This is a genomic window from bacterium (assembly GCA_039961635.1).
Classification (GTDB): Bacteria; 4484-113; 4484-113; order JAGGVC01; family JAGGVC01; genus JABRWB01.
This window is the reverse complement of record JABRWB010000005.1, coordinates 23,578-42,062: the sequence shown is the minus strand read 5'-3', so window position 1 is coordinate 42,062 and position 18,485 is coordinate 23,578. Positions and strand designations below refer to the sequence as shown.

The following is an 18,485-nucleotide window of genomic DNA, read 5'->3' as shown; positions in this document are numbered from 1 at the left end:
AACCTCCTTGATTCCGCGATTGCGGTTCCGGTGGAATCGGCGTCAGCATTCCCTCACATCACTGGATGCCGATGCTGACTGACCGGCCGGTCAAATTTATTGTAACATCGGCTTTCGGAAAATCAACGCGCCAGGTATGTCCGGAAAGTTTTTGCGCACGCGCTATGATTTTCACTTGGCAAATGCGAATGAACGAAAGAAACAGCCAATTCGGAGCGCCGATTCCCGTTCTCATGGGGCCGACCGGCAGCGGCAAGACCGCCGCGGCGGTCGCGCTGGCGCGCGATTTCCCGCTGACCGCGATCCCCGCCGACCTGCGCCAGGTGATGCGCGGAATGGAGATCGGCAGCGCGCAGCCGTCTGCGGACGAGCTTTCGGTGTTGCCTCACAAGCTGCTCGGCGCGTGCGATCCGAAGTGCGACCTGACGGTTCACGGCTGGCGGGAGATGGCGCTTGGCGCGATCGCGGAAGTTGTTTCGGAAGGAAGAATTCCGATTATCGTCGGCGGCAGCGGGCTGTGCGTCAAGTCGCTTGCCGGCGGGATGGAGTACGACGCGCCCGCGGCACCGGTGTTGCGCCCGCCGCTTGAAGCGTGGGTGAAGGGCGCGGGGGCCGCCGCGGTCGCGCCGCTTGTGTACAAACTGATTGAGGGGCTGATCAAGCCGGAATCGTTTTTCAATCCGCACCGGATCACCCGCGCGATTGAAAGGTATTGTTATTTACATCGGAGCGAAATCGCATCTCCGCTTGGGGGGATCGCGCCGCCGGACGTCGCCGCCGCCGCGGAAAGGCAGGTCGTGGAGTGGAATTCATATGCAAACACAATTGACCGGGAAGCGCGGCCTTCAGGCCGCGTAAATGCGGATGACAACGGCAGCGCGGAAAACGAATCGAATTCCGGACGCGCCCTGAAGGGCGCGCTTCCCGGTACGCGTTTGGTTGGAACCATTGAATACAAAATCTTCGCGCTGCTTCCCGACCGGGCATGGCTTGCCGAGCGGATTCACACGCGGGCGAAGCAGATGTTCGAATCCGGTTTCATTGAAGAGGTGCGCGCGCTCCTTGCCGCGGGAGTGCCGCGCGACGCGCGCGCGCTTTTGGGGCATGGCTATCCCGAAGCGATTGCGGTGATAGACGGCAAAACGAGCGCGGCGGCCGCGATCGAGCGCACCGCGGTTATCACCCGCCAGTACGCGAAGCGCCAGGTCACGTGGCTGCGGCATCAATTAAACGACGTGACATTCCTCCCCGTCGGCCCGGATTGCCCGCCGGAGGAAGCGGTGGGGCAAATAAGGGAGTGGCTTTTGCAGCATTGAAAATGATTTTGGAGTGCACCGGCTCGCCGGTGCTCAAGGCGGGGAAAAAACAGGCGGCGGCAAGCCGCCGCACTCCCATACGATGCTAAACTCGCGGCGATGGAAAACCTTTCCGCAACCGCCGGAACGCGATTCACGGAGCTTTTCGCCGCCCCGCCGGAAGTGATTTTCCGCGCGCCGGGGCGGGTCAACATCATCGGCGACCATACCGACTACCTCGGCGGATTCTGCCTGCCGATGGCGATCGGCCCGTCGCTGTACGCCGCCGCGGGCCGAAATATGGGAGTGCACCGGCTCGCCGGTGCTCAAGGCGGGGAAAAAACAGGCGGCGGCAAGCCGCCGCACTCCCAAAAAATAAACGTTGCATCGGAGTTATTTACCAATCGCGGAATCGAGCCGGTTTCGCCGGAATCGCCCGGAAGTTATCCGATTATCGCGGCCGTTCTCGCGATTCTCGCTGAGCGCGGATTCGAAATCAACGGATGCAGCCTGCACATCTCCGGCGACTTGCCCGTCGGCGCGGGGCTGTCAAGCTCCGCGGCGCTCGCGATGGGGACGCTGGGCGCGCTCGACGCGATGTTTTCGCTAGGACTTTCGGCGGACGACAAAATCGAAATCGCTACCCTTGCCGAGCGCCGCGCCGGGACGCCTTGCGGATGGATGGATCCGGCGGTGATCGCGCACGCGCGCGCGGGCCAAGCGCTTTTGCTTGACTGCTACCACCGCGAGTTCGAGGAAATCCCGCTCGGCGTTCTCGCGGAGATGGGATATGCATTCGCGGTGATATTCAGCGGGGTGCGCCGCGATCTTTCCGACGGGCGGTACGCGTCGCTTCGGGCGCGGATGGAGTCCGTCGCGGCGAAATTGAAAGAGCTAGACGAGCGCGTTTCGCATCCGCGGGTGCTCGGCCTCGACGCGTATCCCGCGGCGCGCGAACGGCTCGACGAAACCGACCGGATTTACCTCGACCATTTCTTTCTCGAAAACGAGCGGGTGAAAACGTTCAGGAGCGCGCTTGAGCACCGCAATCCATGGCAGGCGGGGAATCTGATGTTCGATTCGCACGGTTCGCTTTGCTCGCTTGGATGCGGGACTCCGGAGACGGACTGGCTGGTCGAGCGGCTGGCGCAGGACAGGCGGTGCCTGGGCGCGCGAGTGACCGGCGCGGGGTGGGGGGGGTGCGTGATCGCGCTGCTCTCTGCGGCCGCGATCCGCGGCAGCGAATCGCTTCTCGCGGCAATTTGGGACGAGGGCCGGGCGCGGTTCGGCCGCAAGATGCCGTGGTTTGTCGCGGAGCCGGGGGACGGGGCGGGAATGTTGCAAATCCATTTACAGCCACTCAAAAGTTGACTATCCCGTGCCTTTTGGGTATAATCGGCACGTTCGTCCCGCCCGGATGCCTCGGCGCCGGGCTCAAGGCCGCCTTTTCGGCGGCCTTTGCATTCCAATGCGCGTAATCGCCTATATCGACGGCTTCAACCTGTATTACGGATGCCTTAAGGATTCGCCGTTTCGCTGGCTCGATCTTGTGGCACTTACTCGCAAACTTGCGCCGGGCCAAGATATTCAGCGCGTCAAATACTTTACCGCCCTTGTGAAAGACCGGGGCGGTTCGTCTGGAAAAAGGTTCAGGCAACAGGTTTATCTGAGAGCGCTTAGATGTAATCCCCTTGTGGAGATACACCTGGGGAGGTTTTTAACCAACGTTGTCGCACTGCCATTGGCAGGATCGGCACCAAATGCTCCAAAGCTTGTCAAAGTGCTTAAGACTCAGGAGAAGGGCTCCGATGTAAATTTGGCGACACACTTGGTTGCGGACGCCTTGTTGGATCGCTTTGATTCGGCCCTGGTTGTAACAAACGACTCGGATTTGCTTGAGGCCATTAGAACCGCAAGAAATTTGGCTGGCAAGCGCGTCGGGATCGTAAATCCCCAGAAGCGCGCCAGCGCAGCACTTCAAAACGCCTGCGATTTCTACCGGCCCATTCGCGCAAACGCGCTTGCCGCTTGCCAACTGCCCGACAGATTGACCGACGGCACGGGCAGCATTCATAAGCCCGCGGGCTGGTAACATGGCTGCGTATTGGTAACCTGCATGGCGGGTATATTATTCCCGGAGGTGATTCCGTGAGCGAAATCATTTTTGAAGTGCGCGAGGATCCGGAGTGCGGATACCGCGCCCGCGCGCTTGGCTATCCCATATTCACGCAGGGCGAGACGATGGCCGAGTTGAAGGAGATGGCCAGGGACGCCGTGCGGCTGTTTTTTGAAAACGACGGGAACAATTCTATTTATTATTCCTGCTCTTGACGGGAATTGGGAAGTGGCCAATATTGACTGAGTCCGCTAAACAGGAAATTTCGGTGGAAGTCGATCGTCCCGGATGGCGCGGGGCAATGCAGATTACTGGCAAATTCGTCCTGTCTTTGTACCTTGGCGTAGGTGCCGTATCCCTAGTAAGTTGGATAAAGGATCTTCAGAGGAATAATGAGAATCTCAATCTTGATCCTTTTCCATGGCAGGATATTGTGAATCAAACGCGACCCGTCGATGCCATCGGATACAACAATTCGCTGGCGGCATTCGCCGCCGTCCTTATTGTCCTTTCGCTTGCACTCACGCTTTTTATTGGCCATTTAGGGAGGAGGTCCATTTTGACTGCTTTGTCGGATTTTTCATCGGTGCGTTTGCCGCGTGGTTTCTTAATCCCTACACAAGCCCGTTCACTAAGATGTGCATAATAACTTACGACAGCCAAACCCAACACAGCTTGCACGACGTTCAAATCGCGCTTGAGTGTTTCAATGAGGACATTGGCAATTACCCTTTTGACCCAATGAGTAATCCAAGCATTCTGTCAGAATATTACCTTACGCGTTTTCCAGTTAACATTTTGTCGACACTAAAAACGCAGTCATCTGATGCTATGCGGATTCAAAAGCATGTTTTTAAATCTGATCCCCGACCCCTATCGGGCGAAGGCGGGCGCTTTGGCGAGGACGGGGAAGAAATGGCGAACCTCTGCCTCGGATACGAACTAGGCAAGGATCTTTTCGCGTGGTGGGACGCGTATCCGTTCAATTGGGACGAGCCGATAGAAAAAAAGCGCAGGCGGATGGTGTGTTCAGGCAATTTCGTTTATATTCCACTGGACGACAACGGACAGCCAATTCGCTACGACGCGCCGAAAGATGCGAAGCCCGCTGGATATTTTCTCGCAGGATTCGCGTATCCCAACAACGAAGGCAAAGACGTGTGGACTCCGACCGGCGATCTGATGATGCCGGTCAAACTTGTCCCCGACGGCATCCCGGACGGCGTTGTGATGGTGTTGTGGGGCGGCAGCGGCGTGATAAATCAGGATTAGGTCTATTTCGGGGTATAATCTTTTCGTGACCGAGGTTGCTTCGAGAAGGGTTCTTGTTTACCAGGACGAGTCCGGCATGTGGGTGGCGGAATGCCCAAGCCTGCCGGGATGCGTCACGCAAGGCGAAAGCCGCGTTGAGGCTATCGCCAACATCAAGACGGCCATCAGGCTTTACATCGAGGTCCTCGAAGAGGACGGCATGCCCGTTCCTGCATAGCGCAATTATTTAGATCCCAGAAATGCGGGCGCACGCAGTGCGCCCCTACGCCCGCCGCGCAGCGTTTTCCATCCTGTTGCGAACGAGCTTCCACGAGTTCGTTATCAGGAAGCTTTCGTCCATGTTCTCCGCCATCCGCACGAACTTGGGCCACGGCACGGCGAACGTGAGCCTGTCCGCCGGCACGCACGGCCGCGCGCTCACGTCGAACATCCCGATTACGCCGCGCATCGTCCCGTTCGCGAGTTCCCGGTATGGATATTGAACGATGCTCCCGCAGCCCGCGGCGAACGGCGCGATTACCGCTTCGGCCTCCGCCTCGTCGAATCCCGATAATGTAAACAGCCCGGACATCACGTCGGGCGTCGCGAAAAAAATGACGACGTCGGGCGAGTCGGCCGCGTCAAGCATGTCGAACCGCTTGAAAACGATGTACGGTTTCGGCGCGTCGAATTTCGGCATTTTCGCAAGAAGTTCTTTGACGATTTCGGGCGTTTTTTTGTAGCGCTCGCCATCCATCTTTCCGGGGATTCCGTAGGAAAGGAAATATTCGAATCCCTCGCGCAGCCCCGGCGCGAATCCGAGATACCGCTTCGCACCGCCGCAGATCGCGCCGCACTCGTCGAACGCCATCGCGCGGCCCGCGCGCACGCGCGCCAGGTCGCCGATGATGCACGCGTGCTGGGTCTGCGGCTTGCGCACTTCCGCATCGCCCGGCGATTCCGCGTAAAAGAACGCGACGGGCGGCTCCGCGCCGGGGAAGTACTTCTCCCAGCGCGCCAGAAACGAATCGCGAAACGAAATATCCATTGCCTCCCTCCGAAGGAGACGGATTCGCGGACTTCGCGCCCGCGCCGCGATTCTACCGCGCGCGCGCCCGCGCGGGATGCGGTTTTGCGAATGTGAGAATTTGCGCGCCCGCTAGCCGCCGCCGAAGCCAAGCGCCGCGTCCAGCTCCTTCGCGGCGGATGTGACCGCGGTGACCTCGTTCGTCTGGAGGTCAACCTTCCACTTGTACAGCCGCCCCTCGCTTTCGCCGCGCCGCGTGACGCGCCATAGATAGAACTTCTCGCCCTTGTCAATCAGCGGCGCGCTCTCCCGCACGTCGTTGCCCTCGCGCTGAAGGTTGTCGAAGTACGCGCGGTACTTTTGGATGCGCTCCTCGACCACGTCGTAATGCAGGCTGCTCATCTCGTCAAGGATGTTGTAAACGTAGTCCGTTGCGACGATCGCGCCTACCGCCGCGCCGAGGATGATTACCAGGAACAGGATCGCGAGCAGGTCGAGTATGACCGCGAGCGCGCCGCGCCCGGCCTTTTTTTTGGCCCACTTCTTTCCTTTGCTCGAACCGCCCGCCGAGCCGGCTGTGATTTCCTGCGACACCCGGCTATTCTACCCCTTGGAGCGTGAAAGCCGCTCGGTCTGCCACTCTGAAACGCGATCGAGGAACGAAATCTCGTCCGGGGACAGCGCGCGCCCGTCCGCGTGGATCGCGCGCCCGTGCTTCATCCGCTCCCGCGCCTCTATCGCTTCGATGCGCTCCCGGACGCCGCGCAGGTGCGGTTGCTCCCTCGCGGATTCGGCCTTCGCGCGGCGCGCCGCCGCCGCAAAAAGCATCCACATCGCCGCGAGCGACACCATCATCAGCCCCACGCCCGCCCAGTTGACGCCTTCGAGAAACATCAACTCTCCGCTGGAAAGGCGTTGCCTTTCCTCTCGCTTATTATCGTCGAGTAGCCCATGTTCTCGAGCTCGCCCGACACCTTCGCCGCGGCCTCTAGCGTGTCGTAAATGCCCTCGACGAAGAACTGCTCGCCGATGGCAATAACCTGCGGCTGGAAAGATTCGGGGAAGGCGCCCGTCTCGATCAGGTTGAACGCCGCGGCGACGCTGTCGATTCCGATCACCTGCACGACCTGAACCGTGGGAATCTCCGCGTCCTCGCGGTACATCACGTCAATCGCAAGGCGAGCCGGGTCGTCGCACTCTATCACCTTGAACATCGCCGGCTTCGTGACGAAGAATTCGAGCTGTCTGACCATCCCTTTCGCGTCCGTGACAAGCCCGAAAGGCAGCGCGTACTTTTTCTGGACGGTCGCGTTGTCCGAATATTTCACGCCCTCGAACGTGACCGTGAAACGGAACGGGCAGGAGCGGTACTCGACCTTGTATTTCGGATGAACCGAGGTCGGAACCAGTTTGTTCGGATTCGACGCGTCCGGCACGCCGTAATCGATCACGATGCGCCGGTAGGAAGCCTCCCTGCCGAACCGGATGCCCGATATCACCACGCCGGAATCCGCCTTGCCGCCCGCGAAGAATCCCGCGTCCTTGAACTGCGCGGGCTCAGCCTTTACCGGCTGGGAGGGCGGCTCCTGCGGCGGCGCGTCCTCGTTCTCGCGCGGCACGATGCTGGGAGGGGGCGCGATCCCGCCGCCGTCGCCCTCGGAAACGGGCGCTGCCTCCCGCTTGGCCGGGGTTGTGCGCGGCAGGTCGGTTATCTCCCGCGCCTCGGGATAGGACGGGCCGAACTCGTAAGTCAGCTCGCCGTTGACGACGCGCGTTGCCCTGTCCTGGGTTTGCGGCGAGAGGTAGAACTGGTTGAACGCAACGCCCGCCGCAGAAAGCATTATCACCACGAAAAGCGCCCAAGGTTTGCGCCTTTTTCTCGGTCTGTACCTCAAAGATGCACCCCGCCCGCGCGGGCAGAATGGATTGGGCGGCGATACATGGCGGCGGAAGGCGCTGGGCGCGGGACAAGCCCGGCCGGAGCGCGCCTGCAGCCGGCATGATATAGCTTGCGAGGGGAAATAGTCAAGTTATCAACAACGGAAGGAAGTGTGAGTGGATAAGTTGTGAATAAAAGAGGGCTGCGGGCATTGCGGGCCGCGGCGTCGCAAGACCTATTCGCAAACGATTTATCGCGCAATCGAGATAACCGGAAAGAGCGGTTTTCGGGCCGCGCGACGCGCGGCGCCCTCCTCCGGTGCTTATGGGATGTTTTTCTTGACAGCGGGAAAGGGCGGGGGTACACTTCCTCTCCCCGTTCCCCCGTAGCTCAACGGCAGAGCAGCTGGCTGTTAACCAGTGTGTTGGTGGTTCGAATCCGCCCGGGGGAGCCAAAATTCAATCCGCTGATTTCGGCGGTGCTTAGTTAACGCAAGACCCCGTGGGGTGATCCCCTCGGGGTCTCGTCGTTTCCGGCGTGTCCACGCCGACTTACGCCCGCCCGCACATTTACACTGATTCTCCGTTTCGAAGCCCGCGGCCCGGGGGCCGGGTGCAACCCTGGGGGTTACGGGCGCTCACCGAAAATGTCCTTTCCGAATTCTCCCGTTCTCCGTTTTTTGACCCGCCTTGTTTAACAGCCCCGTTGCATCCTTTCACCCTCTTTTACACGATGCCTGAACCCAGCGCCAGGGGCTCATCGCGTTGTTTCCGTGGCTCGCCGCCCATACGACGGTGGCCTACAAGGAACTGCGGGGCGAACTGATCGAGGTCTACGCACGCGGGGGAGGTGTTACGGACTCCGAAGATGTCCTCGATCTCGGCGGAGTCACCTACAAGATTTTCAACCTGTCCGGCCCGGGCTGGTGCGCAGTGAAGGAGTGATCCCATGACGGTGAGGCAAGGTAACAAAAAGGAGATCGAGGCGAACGCCGGACGCCTGACCCCGATGTTCCGGGTGGTCCGGAACGTCGGCAAGGCGAACAGAATCACCGGGAGGCTGAGACGTGGCAATCCGTAGCGGAAATCGATTCGCCGTAGCGCCTTTCGCGGGCCCCGTGGTTCCGATAAACCGCGCCCGGATGCCGGCCTTCCCGGCGGTCGTTTTCGAGGCCGTCGGCGCGGTATCCGAGACCCGGACAATCCGGCGCGACACGGACGCGGCCTTGAGGATCACGGCGGAGGTGGATGCCCCCGCCGACATCCAGGCCGTGATCGTGCGGCCGGTTCTGCGGAGCTTCGACCTACGGGGATGGGTGGTCCGTTTCCCGACGGTCCTTTCCGACGCAGCCGCCCGTATTCACCGGCCGGTCGAACGGCGGAGCGATACCCGCTGCGCGGTATTCGCCGGGATCGAGCGGACGGCGGATTCGAAACAGCTTGTGGTGCGCGAGACATCCCGTCAAGCGGAAGCGCGCCAGACCGTCTTCGCCGTGCTGATCCGCGAAGGCCACACGATCCAGACCTGAAGGAGGAATACCAATGTCACTTGGACTCATCGTCAAAATGGGCCGCATCCTCACCGCGCGGCTGCTCATGGGCGATCCCATCGAGGGCATCACCCACTGCGCCATCGGCGAGGGCGACGCCACGTTCACCGATCCCGTCAATCCGCCCGCGCCGGACATCGACCAGACAGCTCTCAAGAACGAGCGGGCCCGCAAAAAGCAGTACAAGCGCACCTTTCTCAAGGAGGACCCGGAAGGGACGCTCATCGTCAACGGCATCCATTACATCGAAACCGCCGAGGAGACCCAGACCATCGGCGTCTTCTTCCGCTTCGAAGAAAACGAGGCCAACGGCATCACCATCCGGGAATACGGCTTCGTCGGGGGCGACGTGGCCTACATCGCCGGACTTCAGTCCGACTATGCGGCGAACGGCGTTCACCACCCGGACACCAACCCGACCGGCGAGGTGCTCGATCCCGGCTACCTGTACGAAGTGAAGAATATCCCCGACTTCAACAAGACCTAGGACACGCGCGTTGAGCTGGTCGGGGTCATCAAGATTTAGGAGGAAAAACCATGTCCATCTCGCGCGATAGGTTCGACCCGGCGAAAAACTACAAGCGGGTCCGCTACCACCAGGACCGGGACATACTCGACTCGGAGCTCAACGAGCAGCAGGACATCATCAATCACGAGCGCAGGAAGCTCGCGGACATCCTCTTCAAGGAGGGGGCCATCGTCAGCGGCTTCGGCGTGACGGTCGCGGCCAATGTGCTTACCGTGGCCGAGGGGCTGGTCTACATCGACGGCTGCCTGGAGCGCGTGCCCGGCGCGGTGCTCACTTATGACCCGGCCAAGACGAGCGGCGCGGATTACGTCTATGTCGAGCTGCTCAAGTACAACTACGGCTGCAACCAGGACGCCGTGCTCATCAACCCCGCCACGGGCGAACCCACCGCCGAGCGGGAGAAATGGGTTCTTTCTCTCAAAGATCACGACACGAGCGGCGAAGCCTTTCCCAACAACGTGACCCAGCGGAAGGTGGTCGCCCTCCACAAGTTCGACCGTGAGACCGGCGACGTGACCGCGACCGTCCGCGAGAAATCGAACCTCTATCTCCAGGGCCTGCTCGGGACGTTGCCCGGAAGCCGCATTACCGTGGCGTCGATCACCGAGGACCAACTCGCCTTCGCCGCGAACGAAGGGCTGAATTCGCTGCTCCAGAACCTGGCGGAGCGGACCTATGACCAGGCCGGCAGCTACCTGGTGAAAGGACTCGACAGCTTTATCGGCGACAACGACGGCGAGAACGTCGAGGTGATCACCAACGCGGGCCGCGCTTACATTCAGGGCTTCCGCCTGCAGAAGGACATGCCCACGACAACTCTGGTGCCCAAATCCACGGCAGTCAAGTCGGTCCGGGGCGAGCAGAAGACTTACGTGGTCGGCACCCGGCGATACGCGCTCAACAGCACACCTCTCAAGGAAACCACTCAGGTCGAAGCCATCGTGGAGATCGTCTCCAACATCACCCGCGGCTCCGTCGGGGGCGGCGAAGATCTGCTCGTCCCCAACCCGGTGGTGGACATCCTCGAGGTAAGCCAGGGTGCGATGGTCTTTCAGGAAGGCGCGGACTGGCAGCAGTCAGGGAACTACGTGAACTGGCTGGGCTCCGGCAACGAACCTGCCATCGGCACGACTTACACCGTCCGTTGGACCTACACCAAACAGATGATCAAGGGGACGGACTATGTGGACGGCGGCTGGTTCGGACGCTCGGGACACCCGGCGGCGGATGAGTATTTCTATCTGGTCACCGCGCAGAGCGCCACCGTAGAGACTCAGTACGACTCGGCCAAGGTCGTGTCGCGCGATACTTTGACCGGTGAGATGAACCGCCTCTCCTGGCTGCCGGTCAGCGGAGCAGCCGGATACCGCATCTATCGCGGCACGCAAAACACGGTCCGCGCCGACTTCCAGCGGCTCAAGGACGTGGCCTCCGGGGTCACGTTCTACATCGACGACGGCGTCGACGAGATCGCGGGCGGCAACCCGCCCGCCTCCAACACGAGCGGCCTGACCATGTCTCCCGTTCAGGTTGAATCCGGCAATCTATCCATCATCAACTTCGGCCGCACGAACATCGGCGACGAGCCGGTGGGCGGCTCCAACTGCAGTATCGACTACGATTACTACATCGGCCGCAAGGACATCATTTGCGCCACCACCCGCGAGATCAAACGGTTGGCAGGTTCTCCGGCCGACTGGCCGAAGCTGACCATCGTCCCGGAAGGCACCCTCGGACTGTGCAGCGTCGATTGTCCGCCGAACTCGGTGGACCTGACGGTCGTCAATTTCGGGCTGACACGCATCACCATGGACCAGATCCACGAGATCATCGAGGACGTCGAGGACCTCAAATACAACGACGCCCAGTTTCAGATGAGCAACGAGCTGCAGAACCGGGACGCCCAGACCAAGAAGGGCGTCTATTCCGACGACTTCTCGAACGACGCTCAATCCGATGTCTACCATAGCGAGTGGAGCGCCCGCATCGACCGGGTCCGCAGTTTCGCCGCACCGGCCAGGGCCGCCTCGGCCACCGTGCTCGAGGTGAACCACTCCGCAAGCAACGCTTTGTTCAAGGAAAGCCTCGCGCTCCTCCCGGCCACGGGGCGCGTACTTATCGAGCAGACCGACTGGTCCGAGGTCAAGAACATCAACCCTTACGCCGTGTTCGAAAAACCCGACGCCTCAGTGGAGATCACGCCGAACATCGGCAGACGCGGCCAGACCGGGATCGTCGTGATCGGGGCCAACTTCCTGTCCAACGCGAACAACGTAACAATCCGCTGCGACGGCCAGGTGGTGGCGTCGGGAGTCCACGCGGATACCGCGGGCCGAGTCACCGCATCGTTCGTCATCCCCGAGAACGCGCGCAACGGCAACCGTATCGTCGAGATAACCGACGGCGTCTACTCCGCGCAGGCCAACCTGCAGATCAACGATCCCCTGATCATCACCCGCATCGAGCGGGTCGCGGTCGAGCGGACCATCGTCCAGCGGCAGATCATCGTCCAGCCGTCGCCGCCGCGGATCATCCGCGTCCCGGTCGAGCGGATCGTTTGGCGATGGCAGCTCCGCAACCGTAGGCGCGATCCCCTGGCACAGACCTTCAGCTTCACCGAAAACCGCATCATCTCCGCCGTGGGCGTCTGGTTCACTCAGAAAGACGCGACGGTGCCCGTGACGGTGCAAATCCGCGGAGTCACAACCGGACTGCCGAACGAGGTCGTGCTGGCCGAAAAGGTCGCAGCCACGGGCGAGGTCAACCTGAACGCCGAGACCAAAATCGTCTTCGCCGATCCCTTCTATGCCCAGGCGGACACCAGCTACGCGGTCGTGCTGCTCACCAACAGCACCAACTACAGCGTGCGCATCGCCACCCTGGGGTAACTGGGGCAGAACGGCGTCATCACCCGGCAGACCTATGTGGCCGGTGTGCTGCTGGAAAGCTCCAACGCCGAGACATGGACGCCGCTCAACGGCTCCGATCTCACCATGAGAATCTATGGCTATGACTTCCAGTCCACCGGCGAAGTTCGCTTTCAGCCCATCACCGGGGTGCAGTTCAGCGATCTGAACCTGGACGAGTATTCCTCCATTCCGGAAGGCTGCGGCATCGTCTGGGAGTATTCGACCGACGGCGGTGTCATCTGGGACGCCATCGTGCCCGCGGAAGAGGAACGGTTGCCCAACCTTGCGGGACAGGTGCTCCTCAGGGCCATCTTCTCCAGCAACGCTGTCAACGATTCCCCGGCGCTGAACTACAAGGACGTGAATCTCATCGGCTATCTCAACGACCCTGCGGGGGCGTATCTGAACCGCGGGAACGAGCTCACCCAAGGCGTGTCCTCCACCAAGGTCTACACCCAGATGAACATCCCGAGCGGGACGACCATCAACTGGTTCGCTTCCAACAACGGCGGAGCGACCTGGGAACCGATGTCGATCCAAACGACGCGGGAGATCGATCAGGAGTGGACCGAGTACACGCTCACGAGAACCTTCTCCGATCCGAACGGAAACAAGGTCCGCTACAAGGCGGAGATGACCGGCAACAACCTGGTGTATCCGAGGATTCACACCCTCGGCGCGACGCTGAGCTGATCGGAGGGATGTTATGATCGTTCGAAGACAGGGCGGATTGACGGAGTTCATTCCATCACCCCAAGAGAAGCGCGACGGTGTCCTGCGGGACCACACCCTCGAACTGCTCGCCAACCTCGACGCCCGCATGCGGCGCATCGAGGAACTGCACGGTATTGAGCCTGAGGCCGCGGAGGCGTTCGCAGGACTCATGGCCCGCATCCGGCGGGAGGAGATCGAAGCCGGGCGGATCAACCGGGAACTGATGGACGCCGGATACCTGCATGAGGATCTGTCCGCCGCCGCGCTTGCGGCGCAGGCCGGGAGGAACCAACCATGAGCATCACCATCAAGAGCAACACCGATACGATTCTGGAATTGCCCGGGCTTACGGGTACGCTCGGCCCCGGGAAGAACTCCGTCGTTCAGGCGATGACCCCGGACCTGCTGCGCGCCGTTGACCTCGGCCTGCTGCTGGTCCCCTCCGGCGCGGAACCGCCCGAGGGGCTGCCGCCGGTCGTGTTCGACCACCGCTACCCGCACGTCCTGCCTCTGACGGCAGCTCGTGCTTACTATGTCCGCGTCCTCCGGACCCCGGGCGGTTTCCACGACGGGACTCGGGTTCGGGACTTCATCGCATATTATGGCGACGGCGCGGGAACGAGCTGTGCCTTTTCCCACGACGGCCTCTCCTGGGACACGGAGAAAAAGGTCACCGGCATCGCGGCCGAAGGCTATCACGTGGTCTGCACGCTGGAGACCGTAAACCGGCTGCGCATCCTCTACTGGAACCCGGACGTTCCCAACCAGCCCTATGCCATGGCCGGACTGCGCACAGCAGTCTGTGATCCGTCGGTTGCCCCCGCCGCGTTCAGGGGCGATACCCCGTGTTTCGGTGACCTGGTGACCGAGGGAAGCGTCCAGGTCTGGAATCGCGGCCATTACGGGCCGTCGTTCCTCTGGTACAACTCGCGGCCCACTTCGGTCGAAGGAAGACCTTTTACCTGGCGCTACGCCATGTATTTCATCGCCTCGACCGGCGGCAACGACAGCCTCGGTCTGGCCTGCTCCCACGATGCGGTCGTATTGAAGCTGTTCGGGAACGGTCCGATCCTCTCCGGCTTGATCGACCCGCAGCCTTGGGAAGGCGTGAACGGCTACGTCTCCGCCGCCCATGTGGAACGGCTTCCCGACGGGAGATGGTGGATGCTCTACTCCGGGGGCTCCGCGGGAAACGCAGGAATCGGCTATGCATGGTCCTGGGACCGTGTCCACTGGCGCAAGGCGGAGATCAACCCCGTGTTCAAGAACGGCAGCGGGCCGTTCCTCGAGCGCTGCTACACGCCGAGCCTGGTCCGGGACGCCGACGGCTCGCTGCTCCTTTACCGCGCGGCCAAGGACGCGACCGCCTACCGGACCTTCGTTTCCCGGCTGCGGGCATCGGCCCTCGGATGGCGGGACCTGCTCGGCCCGGACCGGCTCGGTCAGGGGCTAACCGCGCGGGAGGCCTTCCATCGGGGCGTCGGCACACAGGCCGAGCGCGACGCCGCTCTCCCGAACCCGTCCAAGGGCGACGAGTGGTTCAACACCGACCTCGCGGGCGGCGGCAAGTGAGAGAAACACACCGGCACCGACTGGAAGCGGAGCTGATCCCCGGAACACCTCTCTTTTCTTCGGACGCCGGGGAACCCCGTAATCCCGCGTGTTTCCGCTGGCTGCGTCTCAATGTACATAACTCATTGGAATCATAGGGGTTATGTGTCGATTTCGCCTTGCTTTATGTTCGGAAAGAAGCCTGTATGTGTGTGAACACAAGAGCCAATCCCTTGCCGGGAACGGGCTTACAGAACGTAAGGAGAGACCATGGACTTACGCCGGATCAACTTCGGAATCGAGATCGAGACAGTCAAACGGACGCGCGAGCGGGTCGCCCAGGCGATCCAATCGGTGGTGGGCGGCCAGGTCCGCCACATCGGCAGCCCGGGCAGCTTCGACCCCTGGGAGGTCACCGACGACCATGGACGGGTTTGGAAAGTGGTATCCGACGGCTCGCTCATCAATGTGCCGGTACACTTGCGGGCCGAGGTGGTGAGCCCCGTCCTGTCTTACGAGGACATCCCCGTCCTCCAGGAGGTCGTCCGGGCGCTGCGGGCCTGCGGAGCCAAGGTGGACGACCGTTGCGGCATCCACGTCCACGTCGACGCCACAGCCTTTGACGGCCGGACCCTCGCGAACCTCGCCAAGATCGTCTACAAGCAGGAAGCGCTCATCCTCACCGCCCTGGGTGTGAACGAGACCCGCCGTCGCAACTACAGCAAACCGGTGAGCGACGACCTCATCGCCCAGATCGAGCGCCGCCGTCCCAGGACCAGGGACAAGCTCAACCACATTTGGTACGGCTACCACAACCGGCAGCCCCAGCACTACGACAGCACCCGCTACCACGGGGTGAACCTGCACAACGTCTGGTACCGAGGCACCGTCGAGTTCCGCTGGTTCGAGGGGACGCTCCACGCGGGCAAGGTGAAAGCCTACATCCAACTGGTCCTGGCCGTGGCGGCCAAGGCGCTGAACGGCCGGGCGGCATCGAGCCGCAAGCGGTCCTTCGACCCGCAGAGCGCCCGGTACGACTTCCGGGTCTTCCTGCTCCACCTGGGGCTCATCGGCGACGAGTTCAAGACCGCGCGCAAGCATCTGATCGCCGCCCTGCCAGGGGACTCGGCCTTCAAACGCGGCAGGGTGAAACCAGACGAACAACCCGCCCCAAAGGCGGAATCCCTCATGGAGGCCTGGCCCGACAATCCGGCAGGACAGCCGGATTGGACGCGCCAAGGGCGCGCCCGAAGGGCGAGGGCCATGGATGGCCCGAGTCAACCCCGGCCTCCGGTGTTTTCGGGGGACGAGACCGGCGGGATGCAAGGAGGCGCGTCATGAGAGTGCTGATCCGAAACACCGCCCTCAATGGGCGGCCGATGGAAGGCGACGGCGAGGTCTTCAGCGGGGCGACGGTGACCGACGTGGTCCTGGCCATGAAAGGGGCCACGTTATTTTCCGACCAGCGGGACCTCGAGGACTACATCGACATGGTCCTGCGGAACGCCAAGATGCTGTCCGGCGTCGAGCTTACGGTCCGGGGCGACACGCCCGAGGAAAAAGCGGCATCCTTCCTCGATGCCCTGATCAAACACGGCCTTGCCGAGGTGCAGGACGACAAACCCACGCGGATACCGATTCCCGCCTTGGTCTGGCAGGGCATCGACGCGGTCCGGCTCTCGGGGTTGACCAACATGCTCGACCGGCCGGTCGTCGCCCGGCTGGCCGGGGAGCTCGGCTGGCCGGACGCCGCGCACTGGATCGAGGAGCATCCGAAGGAATACGCCGAAGGCGTCTTCCGCGGGTTCATCGTCGATCCGCAGGGAGGGAAATCCTGATGTGCGGGTTCGCGGGAGTCATCTTCGGAAATAAGCGGCGACGCGCCGAGGATCGGGAGTATCTCGCCTGGCTCTTCACCCGCCTGCTGCTGAGCGAGGAGCGCGAGCCCCACGCCACGGGCGCGGCATGGCTCGACACCGACGGCGGGCACCGGCTCTTCAAACGCCCGGTGACGGCCGAGCGGTTCGTGACGGACAAGGCCTTCGCCGAACTCCTGGCCAGCATAAACAACCGCGCCGCGCTCCTCATCGGACACACCCGTTGGCGCACCCGCGGGGACGAACGGATCAACAGCAACAACCACCCGATCCGCGCCGGGGAGGTGATCGGCACCCACAACGGCACCATTTACAACGCCGACTACCTGTTCCGGCGCTGGAAGATGCGGCGCTTCGCCGAGGTGGACAGCGAAATTCTGTTCCGCCTGGCCGCGAACGCCGCACGGGACGGTGCCATGGATATCGAGCGGTTCAAGGCGCGGCTCCGCCGCTGCCGCGGGCAGATCACCGCCGTCATCGCCTGCCGGACCGACCCGGGCACCGTCTTTGTGCTCAAGGGGAACCGGCCGTTGGAACTGCGCTGGCATCCCCGCCGCAAAACGGTTCTCTACGCTTCGGACCCCGCATACCTCGACGCCGTGCTGGCGGAGGAAAAAGGCTGGCGTGAGATTGCGGTCCCGCCCATGAGCCTGGTGGTGTTCCGGCGCGAGGACCTGGCCGCGTATTCGGTGGAGCCCTTCGAGTTCGTCGCCCGGGAGAGAAAAGGCGCGGAGCCATGACAGACACTCCAATGAACCCCATGAACCAGGCAATGAACCCGAAAGAACCCTTGAAGCCGAACACAAACGGAATGCTGAGGCTCTTCGTCTACGGCACACCGAAGCGCGGTTTCTGGAACCACGACCGCTTCTGCCGGGGAGTCCTGGCGGTGGGGGACGCCTTGGTCCGCGGCCGCCTCTTCGAGACATCCTCCGGAATCCCGGTCCTGGAGGTTCCGGAGGAGGACATCCTTGCCGTCGGGACCGCCAACCCGCTCGCCGACGTGGCCACACAAGCGCACGTGACGGCCCGCATTTCCAATTCCGAGCCAACCCCCGACCGGCTCCCGAAGAAGGGCACAGGCGCGCCCTGGGGCCCCGTGTACGGGGAGATTCTCACCTTCGACGATCCCGAAACCCGCCTTCCGGCCATCGACCGGCTGGAGGGGTTTCACCCCGGCGGTCCCTGCCTCTACCGCCGCGTCCTGGTACCGGTCCAGGTCAACGGAACCGTGCTTCCGGTCTGGCTCTACGTCGGTTTCCCTTCGACAGAGCGGGGACTGCAACCGTTAGGGTCCTCAAGATGGCCCCGGAACGGGTAACTTCTCTCGAACGCCAGATTTGCGACCCGCATAGGGATCTATTCCGGTATGTATCCGGTGAGGTGGAAAATCGAGAAATCGATGCAGCAATCGATACAGACAAATCCAGGTTTCTGCGGCAAATTGCGGTTGACAATCGGAAAGGATCGGCGTATCATAATCCATTGGAATATGGGAGAGGTGCGTCCCTCTCTCTTTGAACGTCCGAAGCGAGCGGTGAGTCGTGAACCGTAAAATTTCGCGGGAGCAGGAGAAATGACCGAGATCGAAGACCGATGGCTGTCGGTGGAAGAGATATCCAAATACCTCGGTGTCAGCAACGACACGGTGTACCGATGGATCGACAAACACCGGATGCCCGCTCACCGGATGGGTCAACTATGGAAATTCAAAAAAGACGAAATCGATGAATGGGTAAAGGCCGGAGGTGCCTCATCACACGACCAGAGGACCGAGTAGGCAGGTAT

The 18,485-nt window shown here is 61.9% G+C and carries 20 protein-coding genes, 1 tRNA gene and 2 pseudogenes; 19 read left to right on the top strand and 4 right to left on the bottom strand.

What is annotated here, in order from left to right; translation table 11 throughout:
* Window positions 1-188 precede the first annotated feature (188 nt).
* The 7 genes from HRF49_00880 to HRF49_00850 all read left to right on the top strand — a co-directional run bounded on the left by HRF49_00880 (window position 189) and on the right by HRF49_00850 (window position 4,900).
* On the top strand, window positions 189-1,316 hold the full coding sequence (locus HRF49_00880; protein MEP0813203.1) for a hypothetical protein: 1,128 nt from the start codon (window positions 189-191) through the stop codon (window positions 1,314-1,316).
* Between the two features lie 99 nt (window positions 1,317-1,415).
* Window positions 1,416-2,666, top strand: coding sequence for a hypothetical protein (locus HRF49_00875; protein ID MEP0813202.1), 1,251 nt, complete (start codon window positions 1,416-1,418; stop codon window positions 2,664-2,666).
* 97 nt (window positions 2,667-2,763) lie between these two features.
* On the top strand, window positions 2,764-3,387 hold the full coding sequence (locus tag HRF49_00870) for an NYN domain-containing protein (GenBank protein ID MEP0813201.1): 624 nt from the start codon (window positions 2,764-2,766) through the stop codon (window positions 3,385-3,387).
* 38 nt (window positions 3,388-3,425) lie between these two features.
* Window positions 3,426-3,626 (top strand): 2-oxoisovalerate dehydrogenase, encoded by a 201-nt coding sequence (locus HRF49_00865; protein ID MEP0813200.1) that lies wholly within the window; start codon window positions 3,426-3,428, stop codon window positions 3,624-3,626.
* Between the two features lie 53 nt (window positions 3,627-3,679).
* A complete protein-coding gene (locus tag HRF49_00860; GenBank protein MEP0813199.1) occupies window positions 3,680-4,057 on the top strand; it encodes a hypothetical protein in 378 nt (125 codons plus the stop codon).
* A 269-nt stretch (window positions 4,058-4,326) separates the two neighbouring features.
* Window positions 4,327-4,683, top strand: a complete 357-nt coding sequence (locus tag HRF49_00855) for a hypothetical protein (GenBank protein MEP0813198.1) — start codon at window positions 4,327-4,329, stop codon at window positions 4,681-4,683.
* 76 nt (window positions 4,684-4,759) lie between these two features.
* A complete protein-coding gene (locus tag HRF49_00850; protein ID MEP0813197.1) occupies window positions 4,760-4,900 on the top strand; it encodes a type II toxin-antitoxin system HicB family antitoxin in 141 nt (46 codons plus the stop codon).
* Between the two features lie 45 nt (window positions 4,901-4,945).
* Here HRF49_00850 and HRF49_00845 read toward each other — a convergent pair whose 3' ends face one another.
* The 4 genes from HRF49_00845 to HRF49_00830 all read right to left on the bottom strand — a co-directional run bounded on the left by HRF49_00845 (window position 4,946) and on the right by HRF49_00830 (window position 7,584).
* Window positions 4,946-5,710, bottom strand: coding sequence for a DUF169 domain-containing protein (locus tag HRF49_00845; protein MEP0813196.1), 765 nt, complete (start codon window positions 5,708-5,710; stop codon window positions 4,946-4,948).
* A gap of 111 nt (window positions 5,711-5,821) precedes the next feature.
* Window positions 5,822-6,283 (bottom strand): hypothetical protein, encoded by a 462-nt coding sequence (locus HRF49_00840; GenBank protein MEP0813195.1) that lies wholly within the window; start codon window positions 6,281-6,283, stop codon window positions 5,822-5,824.
* Window positions 6,284-6,292: 9 nt separating this feature from the next.
* Entirely contained in the window at window positions 6,293-6,583 is a 291-nt protein-coding gene (locus HRF49_00835; protein ID MEP0813194.1) for a hypothetical protein, read from the bottom strand.
* Window positions 6,583-7,584, bottom strand: a complete 1,002-nt coding sequence (locus HRF49_00830) for a hypothetical protein (protein ID MEP0813193.1) — start codon at window positions 7,582-7,584, stop codon at window positions 6,583-6,585. Before HRF49_00830 ends, HRF49_00835 begins: the two co-directional genes overlap by 1 nt.
* A gap of 363 nt (window positions 7,585-7,947) precedes the next feature.
* On the opposite strand from HRF49_00830, the gene HRF49_00825 reads away from it, so the two are divergent.
* The 12 genes and pseudogenes from HRF49_00825 (at window position 7,948) to HRF49_00770 (ending at window position 18,477) form a co-directional block, all read left to right on the top strand.
* Window positions 7,948-8,022: transfer RNA gene (locus tag HRF49_00825), tRNA-Asn, on the top strand.
* Between the two features lie 340 nt (window positions 8,023-8,362).
* Entirely contained in the window at window positions 8,363-8,512 is a 150-nt protein-coding gene (locus tag HRF49_00820; protein ID MEP0813192.1) for a hypothetical protein, read from the top strand.
* Between the two features lie 173 nt (window positions 8,513-8,685).
* Window positions 8,686-9,096: a hypothetical protein gene (locus tag HRF49_00815; protein MEP0813191.1), complete on the top strand. Its 411-nt coding sequence runs from the start codon at window positions 8,686-8,688 to the stop codon at window positions 9,094-9,096.
* Between the two features lie 13 nt (window positions 9,097-9,109).
* Window positions 9,110-9,604, top strand: a complete 495-nt coding sequence (locus HRF49_00810) for a hypothetical protein (GenBank protein MEP0813190.1) — start codon at window positions 9,110-9,112, stop codon at window positions 9,602-9,604.
* A 50-nt stretch (window positions 9,605-9,654) separates the two neighbouring features.
* Window positions 9,655-13,248 (top strand): annotated as a pseudogene (locus HRF49_00805) (DUF4815 domain-containing protein).
* Window positions 13,249-13,261: 13 nt separating this feature from the next.
* A pseudogene (locus tag HRF49_00800) lies at window positions 13,262-13,462 on the top strand (VrlD).
* A gap of 101 nt (window positions 13,463-13,563) precedes the next feature.
* Window positions 13,564-14,841, top strand: coding sequence for a hypothetical protein (locus HRF49_00795; GenBank protein MEP0813189.1), 1,278 nt, complete (start codon window positions 13,564-13,566; stop codon window positions 14,839-14,841).
* Window positions 14,842-15,090: 249 nt separating this feature from the next.
* On the top strand, window positions 15,091-16,161 hold the full coding sequence (locus HRF49_00790) for an amidoligase family protein (protein MEP0813188.1): 1,071 nt from the start codon (window positions 15,091-15,093) through the stop codon (window positions 16,159-16,161).
* Window positions 16,162-16,331: 170 nt separating this feature from the next.
* Window positions 16,332-16,658, top strand: a complete 327-nt coding sequence (locus HRF49_00785) for a DUF5049 domain-containing protein (GenBank protein MEP0813187.1) — start codon at window positions 16,332-16,334, stop codon at window positions 16,656-16,658.
* Complete coding sequence (locus tag HRF49_00780; protein ID MEP0813186.1) at window positions 16,658-17,437, top strand: glucosamine 6-phosphate synthetase; 780 nt, start codon at window positions 16,658-16,660, stop codon at window positions 17,435-17,437. Before HRF49_00785 ends, HRF49_00780 begins: the two co-directional genes overlap by 1 nt.
* A gap of 32 nt (window positions 17,438-17,469) precedes the next feature.
* Entirely contained in the window at window positions 17,470-18,018 is a 549-nt protein-coding gene (locus HRF49_00775; protein MEP0813185.1) for a gamma-glutamylcyclotransferase, read from the top strand.
* Between the two features lie 255 nt (window positions 18,019-18,273).
* Window positions 18,274-18,477, top strand: coding sequence for a helix-turn-helix domain-containing protein (locus HRF49_00770; GenBank protein MEP0813184.1), 204 nt, complete (start codon window positions 18,274-18,276; stop codon window positions 18,475-18,477).
* Window positions 18,478-18,485 lie beyond the last annotated feature (8 nt).